The organism is Chryseobacterium sp. CCNWLW53 (assembly GCF_037083525.1).
GTDB classification, from domain to species: Bacteria; Bacteroidota; Bacteroidia; order Flavobacteriales; family Weeksellaceae; genus Chryseobacterium; species Chryseobacterium lathyri.
In genome coordinates this window covers 750,491-763,627 of record NZ_JBAOJR010000003.1, presented here as the reverse complement: position 1 = coordinate 763,627, position 13,137 = coordinate 750,491, and the positions used below count along the sequence as shown (strand labels likewise).

11 protein-coding genes are annotated in these 13,137 nt (G+C 37.3%); 4 read left to right on the top strand and 7 right to left on the bottom strand.

What is annotated here, in order from left to right:
- Positions 1-49: 49 nt before the first annotated feature.
- Both V6R96_RS12620 and V6R96_RS12615 read left to right on the top strand, forming a co-directional pair.
- On the top strand, positions 50-2,689 hold the full coding sequence (locus V6R96_RS12620) for a TonB-dependent receptor plug domain-containing protein (RefSeq protein ID WP_336378753.1): 2,640 nt from the start codon (positions 50-52) through the stop codon (positions 2,687-2,689).
- Positions 2,690-2,724: 35 nt separating this feature from the next.
- On the top strand, positions 2,725-3,948 hold the full coding sequence (locus V6R96_RS12615; protein ID WP_336378754.1) for a hypothetical protein: 1,224 nt from the start codon (positions 2,725-2,727) through the stop codon (positions 3,946-3,948).
- Between the two features lie 142 nt (positions 3,949-4,090).
- Here V6R96_RS12615 and V6R96_RS12610 read toward each other — a convergent pair whose 3' ends face one another.
- The 7 genes from V6R96_RS12610 to V6R96_RS12580 form a co-directional block, all read right to left on the bottom strand.
- Entirely contained in the window at positions 4,091-5,329 is a 1,239-nt protein-coding gene (locus V6R96_RS12610; protein ID WP_336378755.1) for an amidohydrolase, read from the bottom strand.
- 84 nt (positions 5,330-5,413) lie between these two features.
- On the bottom strand, positions 5,414-6,325 hold the full coding sequence (locus V6R96_RS12605; protein WP_336378756.1) for a helix-turn-helix transcriptional regulator: 912 nt from the start codon (positions 6,323-6,325) through the stop codon (positions 5,414-5,416).
- Positions 6,326-6,524: 199 nt separating this feature from the next.
- A complete protein-coding gene (locus V6R96_RS12600) occupies positions 6,525-7,859 on the bottom strand; it encodes an amidohydrolase (protein WP_336378757.1) in 1,335 nt (444 codons plus the stop codon).
- 374 nt (positions 7,860-8,233) lie between these two features.
- A complete protein-coding gene (hemL, locus tag V6R96_RS12595) occupies positions 8,234-9,520 on the bottom strand; it encodes a glutamate-1-semialdehyde 2,1-aminomutase (RefSeq protein WP_111956835.1) in 1,287 nt (428 codons plus the stop codon).
- A 73-nt stretch (positions 9,521-9,593) separates the two neighbouring features.
- Positions 9,594-10,655, bottom strand: coding sequence for a glucosaminidase domain-containing protein (locus V6R96_RS12590; RefSeq protein ID WP_111956833.1), 1,062 nt, complete (start codon positions 10,653-10,655; stop codon positions 9,594-9,596).
- Between the two features lie 16 nt (positions 10,656-10,671).
- Positions 10,672-11,580 carry a pyridoxal-phosphate dependent enzyme gene (locus V6R96_RS12585; protein ID WP_336378758.1) on the bottom strand — a complete coding sequence of 303 codons (909 nt, stop codon included), beginning with the start codon at positions 11,578-11,580 and terminating at the stop codon, positions 10,672-10,674.
- Between the two features lie 359 nt (positions 11,581-11,939).
- Positions 11,940-12,266 carry a hypothetical protein gene (locus V6R96_RS12580; RefSeq protein WP_223559932.1) on the bottom strand — a complete coding sequence of 109 codons (327 nt, stop codon included), beginning with the start codon at positions 12,264-12,266 and terminating at the stop codon, positions 11,940-11,942.
- A gap of 40 nt (positions 12,267-12,306) precedes the next feature.
- Between V6R96_RS12580 and V6R96_RS12575 the strand changes: the two genes are divergently transcribed.
- On the top strand, positions 12,307-12,489 hold the full coding sequence (locus tag V6R96_RS12575) for a DUF5522 domain-containing protein (protein ID WP_048502239.1): 183 nt from the start codon (positions 12,307-12,309) through the stop codon (positions 12,487-12,489).
- Position 12,490: 1 nt separating this feature from the next.
- The gene (locus tag V6R96_RS12570; RefSeq protein WP_111956827.1) at positions 12,491-13,018 is read left to right on the top strand and encodes a DUF4136 domain-containing protein; all 528 of its coding nucleotides are present in this window, start codon (positions 12,491-12,493) and stop codon (positions 13,016-13,018) included.
- Positions 13,019-13,137: the final 119 nt, after the last annotated feature.

The following is a 13,137-nucleotide window of genomic DNA, read 5'->3' as shown; positions in this document are numbered from 1 at the left end:
CTTTTATTCCTTTGCACCGAAAGAATCTAGTAATAAAGTAGGTAAAATAATGAAAATTAATAAACTTAGCATTGCAGTCATATTTTTATCCGGATCCATGTTTTACGCTCAGGAAACGAAGCAGGACACGATCATTAAGGAGAAAAAAATTGATGGCGTAGTAATCCAGGGAAGCAGCAACAAGAAAACTGAAACTGCTGTATTAGGAGAACAAAAAAAAGCGGTTATTCAAAAGCAGGCTGTAAGTGCTGAAGAGATTTCCAGAAAAGGGATCTCCAACGTGGAACAGGGACTTACGAAAGTAACGGGAATCACTACAGTAGAAGGAAGAGGTCTTTTCGTAAGGGGTCTTGAGGAACGATACAATTATTTATTGATCAACGGTCTTGGATCACCTTCCAACAACCCATTCCAAAAGATTATTGCCCTGAAGCAGTTCCCAACAGATGTGGTAGGAAAATTAAATATTTATAAAACCTTCAACTCCAACCTTTACGGAGATTTTGCAGGAGCAACTTTTGATATTGAAACACTAACGATCGACAAGCCTTTTACGAAGATAGAATTCAGTGTAGGGGTAAATACTTTAAGTACATTCAGAAATAACTTTAAAGTAGCTGAAGGTGCAGACGGAATGAACGGGTATTTGGGATTGAACTCCAGAGACAGAAGGCTTCCTGACGAAATCAGAAATGCAAGACCGGATAACTATAAATTTACGCCTGATCAGGCTTTAAATTCATTCAAAGATTCATGGAATGTGGACAATGTAAAATCAATGCCAAATACAAGCATTGGATTTACAACCGCCCAAAAAGTGAAAATGGGTGAGACTGGAAATTTAGGAATTTTATTCTCTTTAAACCAGGGTAGCAAATTTGAATATAAGGATGGTGATAATAACCAGTTCAAAGGACAGGGAAAAGGTTCATTCATCGAAAACATGAACTTTCTTAATCGTAAACAGTATAATTACGAGATAGAATCTTCGGTTTTATTAGGTTTAGGATATAAAAATAAAGGAACCAATGTTAATCTAAACGCTATTTACTTACAGAATGTCAATAATATCATAGAAGACAATTATGGTTATAAAGACGGACAGGTTCTTAACAAAACCACTTTCTTTAGAACTAATCAATTAGATGTTTCAAGATTTTTAGATTTACAGTTAACTGCTTCTCAGAAAATAAATGAAAGACATCAAATCAAAGCCGGAGCCAGTTATGTAATCAATAATTATCAGCAGCCGGACAGAAAAATTATAGAGGGTAACCGTATTGATCCTACTACAGGAGCAACTCTTTCTGACGGAAATATCGCCATGCGTTATGGAGGAAATAACATTATCCGTCAGTATTTAGATGTAGATTCCAGGTTCTATGGTTCAGCTTTTGCGGAATATCAATTGTCTTTAGGAGAAAAAGGAGACAGAAAAGATTTTCCTATTCAGATTGCATTAGGGTATAACGGGTTCTCTGACTTCAGAAAAACTTCTTACCGATTTATCTTCGGGCGTACAGCTAATTCTTCAGCTCCTTTTGTGATCAATATTGATACTCCTCAGGACGTTTTTAATGCTTCTCTTAGAAATGGAGATCTATATTACCAGGAAGGTTCTGACGTTTCACAATTCTACTCAAGCTTCTACCAGATTATCAACGGAGGGTATGCCAACGTTAATTTAAAACCTAATGATTCTTGGGATATCTTATTAGGTGCAAGATATGAGAATGACATGACCCTGATCCGTTATTCTGACCAAAGTGCTGACAATAAAATCAACCTGGATAAAAACAAAGACTTCTTCTTACCTTCATTATCGGTAAAAAAAGCTCTTAACAATAAAAACAATTTAAGGTTCTCTTTCAGTAAGACCGTTACGCGCCCTATCCTTATTGAGACAATGCCTATTACCTATATTAACCCGGATAACGTAAATATTGTTGGTAATCCTGAAATTAAAAACAGTGAAAATTACAATTTCGATTTGAAGTGGGAATATTTTCCAACCAATAAAGAAATGTTTGCTGTAAATCTATTTGCGAAAAGAATTGACAATGCCATTGAGCGTTCGTTGGTAGCTTCAGGAAATGCAACAGGTTCTACCATTACTTTCTTCAATGCAAAAAAAGCAGATTTATTCGGGATAGAATTAGAAGGGATCTTCAGTTTAGGCAGAATATCTGATGCTTTAAGAAGCTTTACTTTAGGAGCTAATGCCACTATTATGCATTCGGACGTAGAAAGAAGCCAGGATCAGTTAAATATGGAAAGACCTGACTGGTTTGATATTACTGGAGAGACATTACGCAAAAGAGGTTTACAGGGAGCTTCTCCTTATACCATCAATGCTGATTTGAAATATGAACTGAAAGACCGTAACAACTTAGCCCATACATTCTCTTTGGTTTACAATGTATCAGGAAGCAAAATCTATGCAACAGGAGGTGCCGGTACCGACAACTACTATGAAAAGCCATTCAACCAGGTTGATTTTGTATACCAGGGACAATTAACGAAAAACTGGAATGTGAAATTTGCCGTACAAAATATTTTAGACAGCAAATATAAAATCTTAATTGGTGACAAAAATTATCTCCCTACTAATTTTGAACAGGGTAATAACACACTTACAAACTACTACAGAGGAACTACCTTCAACCTTACCGTAGGGTATACATTCTAAAAATAATTTAATAAAAAATAAAATAAAGTATAAAAATGAAAAGAAGAGTTTTATCATTATTATCGTTAACAGCCGTGTTAACATTAGCCTTAAATTCATGTACTATCGAGGTAAATGATGGCCTAGGAGACGGTACTACAGTTACTACTCCGGGAACTACTGAAAGTGTATTAAGCGGAAGCGGAACATTATCAGGGACTATTTCAAAAGATATCCTTATTAAAAAAGGAAACTATACATTAGACGGAATTGTAAAAATTACGAATAACGCTACAATTACTATTGAGGCAGGAGCTACTTTCAATGTAGTAACTTCCAAAACAAGTGGTTTGGTAATTCTTCAGGACGGAAAGATCAATGCTGTAGGTACAGCTGCTGAACCAATTGTATTCACAACTTCTACTAAAACTCCTGGTGACTGGGGTGGTATCACGATTTACGGAAGAGCTCCTATCAAAGCTGTAAACGGAAATACTCAGGCTCTTTCTGAGGACGGAAACAATGTTTACTACGGAGGAACTGATGCCAATTCAAACTCAGGAACTATGAAGTTTGTAAGAGTGGAATATGCCGGTAAAAAAATTGGTGATGGTACTTCTGAAACCAACTCTATGACGTTCTACGCTGTAGGAGCAGGTACTACTTTGGAGAACCTTGTAACGTATAAAGGAACAGATGACGGTTATGAATTCTTTGGAGGTACTGTAAGTGCCAAGAATATCGTTTCTTATGGAAACTATGATGATTCTTTTGACTGGCAGGATGCATGGAGCGGGCAGAACAATACCAACTGGTATGCTTTCCAGACAGGTACCGGTAACTTCGGAATGGAGATTGAAGCTTCTGGTAATGCTGACAATGTAGCACCAAAAATATCAAACATCACCCTGATCAGAGATGCGAATACGCTTCCGGAAACAGCCAACTCTCCTGAAATTACTGCTATCCAGTTTAAAAAGCAGGGAACAGGAATTTTCTCAAACGTTTATATCAGCGGGTATAAAAATGTTGGAACTCAGAAAGCGTACAGCGTACTGATCCAAGATGCAGCTACAGAAACAAGCCAAGTAAACACAGGGAAAGTGGTGGTTGCACCTCTTACTTACTTAAACTCTGACAATGCTGGGGTTTGGGGATATGCATTCACTCCAAACGGTGGAAAAACTTTCACGAACACCGCTACCGTTACCAAAGTGTCTCTAACTCCTGGAGCTTGGGCTACTGTAGACGGAGTAAACCTTTTAGCAGGATTACAATAATAAGTAACTAGTTTCTTCATATCAAATCTAAAGGCCATCAGAATTCTTTCTGGTGGCTTTTGATTGTTCAAATAAATCAAAGAAAAGCCATCAGAAAATCCAATGGCTTTATTACAAAAAACAAGTATATTAAAAAATATATTTAATGTCTCCAAAATAAGTTCCCGTCATTCATCAGGGCTTCTATTTTGGATATTCTGGAAACAGATTCTGCAGAACATGAGGCATCAGTAAATACAACGGATGCATCGTCGCCTGGTTTGGGCCATTGCTGTTTTCCTTTTTCATCCAGCGGAAGAATACTTTGAGTTGCAAACTGAAGTGTTCTTGACAATTCAAATTCGGTTTCATATCCGTACAGTTCCGCAATCAGATTCGCTTTCTGAAGCATATTTCCTGATCCGAAGGTACTCCAGTAATCCTGCACATTATCATTTCCGATCACAACCTTCACTCCATACTTTTTCAGCATTGGAATGGGCATTACCGTTCCTCTAAAGGGTACAGAAGAGGCAATTCCCACTTTTCCTTCAGCCAGTCTTTCTGCAATCTTTTCCGTTTCTTTTGGTGAAAGGTGGGCTAAAGCAAAGGCGTGACTTACAAATGTTTTTCCCTGAAGCTGTGGATTTTCAATAGCTTTATCGATAAGATAATTGATGGTCTTCATCCCGGACTCTCCTACTTCATGCAGGTGGATATCAATTCCTTTTTTATGGTCTAAAGCCAGTTGTATTGTGAAATCAATTACTTTTTCAATATTCCCGTCAATACTTAACGGATCAAGACCTCCGATAAAACCTACACTTTTCAGCTGTGCCGCTTCTTTCATCAAAGGAAGCGTATCTGTATAATACAGGCCATGCTGCGGGAAAGCAACAAGTTCAGCTTTAAAAGAATCTTTTTTATGTTCTAATGCTTTTTCCAGATTCTCAAGTGAGTGCAAACCAGAAGTAGAATCAATATTAAAATGGGCTCTTGCAAAATGAGTCCCGTAATGCTGAAGCAGGCTGATCAGCTGCTCTGCTCTCTCCACAGAAGTTTTTAAAAGTTCAGGGATAATTTCCTGCTCATAGGCAATCATATCCTTCACCGTTCTCCGTTTCGGTGAAAGTGCCTGCCACGGAAGTCCGTATAATGTCTTGTCCAGATGAATATGCATATCTCTGAAGGCAGGAAGCATCAGAAAACCTTTACCATCCAAAGCATCAGAAGCAGGATCATTCGGTTTTATGGATTTGATCTTTCCGTCTTCTATTTCAATACTGAAAAGACCGGTTTTCGTCCTGATTACTTCTTCATCATCATATTCAAATCCCGTTTCGAGACGGACATTTTTGAGTGAATAGGTTCCTTTTGCGGCCAATTGATAGGGAAACTGCATGACTTATCTTTTTTAACAGGACAAAGCTACGACCACCCCGTTGCAAAACCGGTGTATCAATTATGCTTTGTGTTGTACAGATTATTATTTGAACTGTGACGGAGTCATTCCCGTCTGTGCTTTGAAAAATTTGGAAAAACTGGCATGATCATAAAAACCGAGATCGTACAAAATATCTTTTACAGACATTTCCGATACTTTTAAAAGGCGTTTTGCTTCCAACAGAATCCTGTCCTGGATGAGGGAGGAAGCAGAAGCATTCAGATTTTTTTTGCAGACAATATTTAAATAATTGGCCGAAATATTAAGCTTTTCCGCGTAAAAAGAAACCGATCTTTCCGTTCTGAAATGTTCATCAATAAGATGTAGAAACTTGGAAATAATAGGATTGGAATGATACATTTCAAAATCTTTAAAAGTCCCCTTCACCGATTTACTAACCAACAGCCCGATGAGCTCGCTCCGTTTCTGAATGACTTCCCAAAAAACATTCTTTTCATTTACTTCTTTCCGGATAGCCTGAAATTCATACAGAAAAGTCTGAAAGGCTTCTTTGGAAAGATTAATGACCGGATGATTCTGGTAATACGAAGCAGAAAACCTCAGCGAAGGCAGAAAACTCTCAAACCAGTCTCTGCTGATCATCAGTTGATAGCCCACAGTTTCCTTCTCAATCACCCATTGATGTACCTGATCCGGAAAAACAAGATGGATCTGGCAATTTTCTACTTCATATTCTGTGAAATCAATGGTATGAGTCCCTTTTCCATGCTCAAAAAGATTAATGATAAAAAAATCATGCTTGTGAGGTTCATCAATAGAACGTTCCCCGTGCAGTTCATTGAACAGCAGATGACAGCCCTGAAGCTGATTTTCGCTGAACTCCTGAATTCCCAGGATTGGAAAATGATCGGTATGATGCCCCACGTACTCTGATTTTCTCTTAAAATTAGTAAAATTTATGTGAGAAACCTGAACGGATGGAGATATTTTCATTTTTAAACAGATATGATTGCTTTTAACCATAAAAAGCTACTATATGGATTTTCAATATTTTTAATTTCCTACAGAGCAGAATAATTTTTAAGACATTAAGATAAATGAAGTAAATAAGGAAAGTTAAGCTCTACTTAGTATTCTTAAAAACGGAATGAATCTTCATGGTTTTATTATTTTCGTAGAAGAAAAGATCATTTTAATAAACTGTATTTCCCTGATGAACTAAAGATTTCACCTCTGAAATTCTTGAAACCGCTTCTGCCGAGCAGCTTGCATTTATCAGGACAAAATCTGCCTGATCTCCGGCTTTTGGCCATTGCTGAATTCCTTTATCATCCAGCGGGAGGACATTCGCTGTTGCCAGTTTCAGGCTTCTTGATAATAAAAACTCCGTAGAATATCCGTACAGCTGAGCCATCAGATTGGCTTTCTGAAGTACACTTCCGGTCCCAAAAGTATTCCAGTGGTCCACAATACTGTCATTACCTGTCAGGACGGTTACATTATGTTTGTACAGAGTAGGAATCGGCATTACAAGACTCCCAAAAGGGATGGTGGAAACAATTCCGATTTGGGCCTCAGCCAGTTTTTCTGCTGTTTCTTCCTGTTTTACTTTGTCCAATTTTGCTAAAACAAAACAGTGGCTCAGATAGGTTTTTCCTTTCAGGGAAGGATTCTCATTGACTTTTTTAATAAGGTACTCTGCCGTATTCAACCCGGACTCACCAGATTCATGAAGGTGGATATCAATTCCTTTTTTATGATCTAAAGCCAACTGAACGGTAAAATCAATTGTTTTTTCAATAGCTCCATCAATCGTAAACGGATCTACTCCACCGATAAAATCAATATCCATCCGGGCCGCTTCTTTAAGATAAGGCACCGAATCCGTATAAAAGACACCATGCTGAGGAAAAGCAACCAGTTCGGCTCCAAAACCTTTCTTTTTATTTTCCAAAGCCTTTTGAAGGTTCTTTAATGAGTCCAGTTTTGAAGTAGGCTCAATATTAACATGACTTCTCGCAAAAGATGTTCCCTTTGACTGCAACAGTTCAATCATCCTTTCTGCTTTGAACGTTGAGTTTTTCAGCATTTTGGGAAGCATTTTCTGCTCGAGCGCGATCATTCCTTTTACACCGCCCGTTCTTTTTCTGGCCGCCTGCCATTTATTGCCGTAAAACGTTTTATCCAGATGAATATGCATATCCTTAAACGCAGGAAGCATCAGCATTTCTTTGGCATCAACAGCTTTTGCATTCGGCTGGTTCGGAGCTATATTTTTGATTTTTCCGTTTTCGATTTCAATATAAAACAGATCGGTTTTAGTAGAAACAACCTCTCCTTCTTCATACTCAAAACCGGTTTCCAGACGGACATTTTTAAGGCTTAATTTTCCTTTTCCTGAAACATTCTGATCATCAAAAAATGGTGATGCTGCCATAATATTAGGTATTAAAGTAAGCCCGGCGGCGGCCAGCGCTGAATTTCTTATAAAATCTTTACGGGATATCGAATTGTCAGAGGTCTTCATTCCAAACTATTTATACAAAAGTAGAAAGAACGCGAATGATCAAGGTGTATGGTTTATTACAATATCTGTATGATTTATTGGATGGCTTAATTTCTTTTGTCTTGAAACAAAAGAAACAAAAATTCAAGACTGGAATTCTCGGCTAAAAATGAATTCTATTCTCTAAAAATTCTAAAACTCGTGCGGTTACTATCTATGTTTAGAATCAAGATTTGTCCCGCACTTAAACAGTAGAATTTTTTTAACGTTCATAGAAATCATTTTCTTAACGCCTCCACTTCCTATGTCGTTTCTAAATACTTAATACTTTTCTGGTGGATATAAAAAAGGCCGGATTCTAAAACCCAGTCTTTTTATAATTTATTTTTTAACCCTTAAGAAGAATATTCAAATTTTCTTACGGCTTCCAGTGTCATGTCAATTTCTTTATCCTTGATGGCATCACTGATAAAATATGTTTCATACCCACTTGGCGGAAGATATATTCCGTTCTTCAGCATCTGGTGAAAGAAATTATTGAACAGAGAATGGTTGGAAGCCTCTGCCTCATCAAAATTGGAAACCCTGTTCGTATGGAAAAACACAGACATCATGGATCCTTTTCTGTTAATTTTGTGAGGAATTCCTTTTTCATTTAAAATTTTCCCGATTCCGAAATCCAATGTTTCTGCAGTTTTATTGATTCTGCTAAAAAATTCCGGATCATTTTTGATAAGCTGTAAAGTTTTCAGTCCGGCTCTCATTGCCAGTGGATTTCCACTTAAGGTTCCGGCCTGATAAACACCTCCTTTCGGGGCCAGATGATCCATAATTTCGTTTCTTCCTGCAAAAGCTCCTACCGGAAGGCCTCCACCAATTACTTTTCCGTAAGTAACCAGGTCGGCTTTTACATTGTACAGCTCCTGCGCTCCTCCGAAAGCCAGCCTGAAACCGGTCATCACTTCATCAAAAATCAATAAAGCTCCGTTTTCATCACAGATCCTTCTCAAGTTCTGAAGGAAATTATTTTCAGGAAGCACACAGCCCATGTTTCCGGCAACCGGTTCAATGATAACGGCAGCAATTTGACCCTGGTTGTGACGGAACAGATCTTCTACCTGCTCAAAATCGTTATAACGGGCCAGAAGAGTATCTTTAGCTGTTCCTTCCGTTACTCCCGGAGAATTGGGGTTTCCGAAAGTAGCTGCACCGCTTCCTGCCTTGATCAGAAATGAATCTGAATGGCCATGGTAGCAACCTTCAAATTTAACGATCTTGTCTCTTTTTGTAAAACCTCTTGCCAGTCTTACGGCACTCATACAGGCTTCTGTACCTGAAGATACCATTCTGATCTGGTCGATATTAGGAACATTTTCTACGATGAATTTGGCAATTTCTGTTTCCAGCTCTGTAGGTGCTCCGAAAGAAAAGCCTTTTTCAGCCTGTATTTTCAGCTCTTCAAGCACTTCAGGATGGGTGTGTCCTAAAATCGCAGGACCCCATGAATTGATGTAATCGATGTATGTATTATCATCTGCATCGGTAAGGTAGGCGCCTTTTGCAGATTTCATAAATACAGGAACACCTCCTACTGATTTGAATGCACGTACCGGAGAATTTACACCTCCCGGAATGTATTGGTATGCTTCATCGAATAAAGCTGAACTTCTTTGGTATTTCATATTTTAGTTGAACGTTGATGGCTTATAATCGACAGTCAGATAGCAGCTGGCAATGAGAAACCGGCAACAAAAATTAGTTTCTGGGTTTTTTATCAATTAAATAAATCAGCTGACCGGCAGACGGTTTCTGTCCTTCGTCCATTCTGTTTTTTGCATATAATTTATTTAATTTGATTCCGAATTTTTGAGCAATATCATGCATATCCTCACCAGATTCAGCTTTATAAATGGCTGTATTTCCCGCAGAATTTTTAGATTCAAGAAATACGATATCATTTTTCTTTAAAACATCACTATTAAGCTCATTCCACTTAATCAGTCTGCTTTCGCTTACCTTGAATTTGTCTGCAATGAATTTAACGTTAGTATCTTCGGGAATGACAATGTATTTTAAGCCCTCATTCGGATGGCTTTTGATAAGAATTGAATTTAAAATTTCAGCTTTTGTTTTGATCTTTTCAACTCTTTTCTGCTGCTGGGCATACGAGGTTTGTTTATAAGGAACTTCTACTGTAACAGGATCTTTAGCTTTCTTCACTGTCATTTTTGAAGGTTCCAGCTGGGCCATGAATGTTCTGTCGTCTTTCAGGTCCGGATACATTTTAAGAACGGCATACAGCACTTCTCTGGAGTTGGTATCGTCATACTCGTAAAGTCTGTATCTTTCAATTTTACCGATTAAAATTGAAGCGTAGCGGGGATTAGTTGCATAGCCTGCTTTTTTAAGTCCATGTGCCCACGCTTTGTAATCTTTCATATCCAGATTGAAAAGATTGGTGTAATATTTTCTTGTGGATAAAAATATGGAATGGTCTTCATAAGACTGTCTGGGATCGTCATAAACCCTGAAACATTCATTGGGAGCATCATCGGTATGCCTCATGGTTTTTCCTGTCCAGTCTTCCTTACATTTTATTCCGAAGTGATTTTTACCTTCCTGAGCCAGTCTGCTCTGTCCGCCTCCAGTCTCTAAGAGACCTTGAGCCAATGTAATAGAAGCCGGAATTTTATATTTTTCCATTTCTTCTACTGCATATTTCGCAAATTTTTGAATGTACTGGTCTTCAGTCGCCCAAGTTTGGGCTGAGAATGTTGATAAAACTAAAAGGCTTATGATTGAGAAAAGTCTTTTCATGTTTTTCAATTTTTACTTATATAATTAAATTTCTATTCTGTTTTTCCAAAAGCAGATTGGCTCCTTCAATACCCTGCAGTCCGCCGGTATGAAAGCACAAGATCCTGCTGTTCTCAGGAAAATATCCGTCATCAATCAGTTCGAAAACTTTCTGCATCATTTTTCCTGTATACACCGGCTCCAAAGGAATGCCGTACTTCTCTTTAAAATCATTGATAAAACGGATGTTTTCATCTTTTATTTTACCATAACCCCCAAAACATGAATCTATTAGATTAAAATTCTGTCTTGAGGTTAATTCTAAAATTTTATTCTCCAGTGAAGCATCGTCAACGACATTAAATCCTATAACTTTCTGATCTTCTTCACAAAACTTTGTCATTCCCGCAACTGTACCTCCGGTTCCAACCGCGGTGCAAAGATAGTCAAAATCTTTTGTTTGGTCATTGAGCATCATTTTAACGCCTTCTACAGCATCTTTATTGGTACCGCCTTCCGGAACAATTAAAGCGTCGGGGAATTCTTTATGCAGAAATTCGGTTAATTTTTCTTTATGTCTGTACTCTTCCCGGGTTACAAATTTCAGGTTCATCCCGTTTCTTTTTGCTAAAAGAAGTGTAGGATTATCCCTCCATTTATTTTGTAGTTCTTCCCCTCGTATTATTCCCAACGTAGGAATTCCGGACAGGTTCCCTGCAGCAGAAACGGCAGCAATATGATTGGAAAATGCTCCTCCAAAAGTGATGATATAGGGATTTTCAGGATTTCTTTCCAGGTAGCTGTTGATATTGTAAAAAAGCTTCCAGTATTTATTTCCTGAGATTTGAGGATGGATAAGGTCTTCCCTTTTTATAAAGAGCTTTACATTTTTATAAATAGGTATTTCCTGAATGGGAATAGGCTCTGCCGGAGGTTTTAATAGCATTTCTGTTGTTTAACTATTATCTGCAAAATTAGTAAAAGATTGCTTTGTATGATTTATAACAACATGAATCATTTTGTTTTTTACATTTAAAGAGCACAGAAAAATTTATGCCTATTTTTTTGACTACAGATGACACAGATTTTCACAGATGATAGACTGTTTATTTATAAGTTGCTTTTGTGATTATTTGTGGGAATATTTGTGAAATTTGTGCTTTAATTTTAGGTTTTGGCTAAAGCCGGGTAAAGGCAGTTTATTTTTTGAAGGCAAGCTAAAGCTCATCCCTATTGAATTTTAAGGTAAACATTTTACATTTTACATTTTACATTTTACATTTTACATTTTACATTTTACATTAACTACAAATACTTCCTGAAATTCCAGATTTTTCTTGTTTTCAGGTAATTCAGATTGCTTTCATTTGCATATGCTTCCTTTTCAAATGAGATTCTTTTATAAGCAAGAAAGCCATCTTTCAGTTTAAAAAACCAGTAATAATATTCGATGACATAAAAAACATAAAAGAAAATAATAAGCATTTCCAACTGCTGTCTCAAATGGATTTTTTCGTGATTGATAAGTACTTTATTTTCCTTATCTTCGGGTTTCCTAATGAAGATAAAGGGAAAGAGAGCAATGCCGTTAATTTTTAATTTTTTTAATGGCTTTTGGCATATAATTATCATACTAACAAATATAAAGTTTTTTGACTTAGAGATTTAACTTATGGCCCAATATGACATCAAAGAAGGTGAAGACTTCTACTATAATGAGCAGGGGTACAAGGTTTTTACGGAAAAATTCCATCTGAAAAGAGGATATTGCTGTAAAAGCGGATGCAGACACTGTCCTTACGGGTACGATAAAAAGACTGATACATTCATTAAAAACGATAAAAAAAATAAATAAAATGAAAAAATATATTTTTATTTTGTTAGCATCGGCTGCATTAGGCCTTACATCGTGCAGCCCGTTCCAGGTACGTTCGGATTATGCTGAAACAGCTAATTTTACGACTTACAAGACCTACAAAATTAGAATTGACGATCTGAAACTGAATGACATTGATAAAGACAGAGTTTTAAACGAATTATCGAGACAGCTTCAAAGCAAGGGACTTCAGTCGGGAGAAAATCCTGATCTGATCGTTAACGTAAAGGCCAATCATAAAAAAATCACGGACATCAACAATAGTTCTCCTTACGGAATGTGGGGATGGGGCGGACCTTTCGGATGGGGTGTTGGCATGAGCAGAACATGGACAAGCAATTATAATGAAGGTGCACTGATTGTTGACCTCATTGATTCTAAAACCAATAAACTGGTTTGGCAGGGTATCGGAAGCGGAATCTCCGTGGATTCTCCAAGAGCTAAACAGAAACAGATTCCTGAGATCATGGCTGAGATTATGAAAAATTATCCTCCTCAGAGAAAGTAAGATATTTAAATCAATTTTATATATAATCCGGTGCAGTTTTTCTGTGCCGGTTTTTTTCATCCAAAATAACTGAAAGCTTCAACATCATTAAATTTCTTTTTACCTGTTCTTTTGTCTTG

Bases quoted from the DNA above. Each gene is read 5' to 3' on its own strand.
- V6R96_RS12620 (WP_336378753.1), top strand. From the start codon at position 50: ATGAAAATTAATAAACTTAGCATTGCAGTCATATTTTTATCCGGATCC.
- V6R96_RS12615 (WP_336378754.1), top strand. From the start codon at position 2,725: ATGAAAAGAAGAGTTTTATCATTATTATCGTTAACAGCCGTGTTAACA.
- V6R96_RS12610 (WP_336378755.1), bottom strand. From the start codon at position 5,329: ATGCAGTTTCCCTATCAATTGGCCGCAAAAGGAACCTATTCACTCAAA.
- V6R96_RS12605 (WP_336378756.1), bottom strand. From the start codon at position 6,325: ATGAAAATATCTCCATCCGTTCAGGTTTCTCACATAAATTTTACTAAT.
- V6R96_RS12600 (WP_336378757.1), bottom strand. From the start codon at position 7,859: ATGAAGACCTCTGACAATTCGATATCCCGTAAAGATTTTATAAGAAAT.
- hemL (WP_111956835.1), bottom strand. From the start codon at position 9,520: ATGAAATACCAAAGAAGTTCAGCTTTATTCGATGAAGCATACCAATAC.
- V6R96_RS12590 (WP_111956833.1), bottom strand. From the start codon at position 10,655: ATGAAAAGACTTTTCTCAATCATAAGCCTTTTAGTTTTATCAACATTC.
- V6R96_RS12585 (WP_336378758.1), bottom strand. From the start codon at position 11,580: ATGCTATTAAAACCTCCGGCAGAGCCTATTCCCATTCAGGAAATACCT.
- V6R96_RS12580 (WP_223559932.1), bottom strand. From the start codon at position 12,266: ATGATAATTATATGCCAAAAGCCATTAAAAAAATTAAAAATTAACGGC.
- V6R96_RS12575 (WP_048502239.1), top strand. From the start codon at position 12,307: ATGGCCCAATATGACATCAAAGAAGGTGAAGACTTCTACTATAATGAG.
- V6R96_RS12570 (WP_111956827.1), top strand. From the start codon at position 12,491: ATGAAAAAATATATTTTTATTTTGTTAGCATCGGCTGCATTAGGCCTT.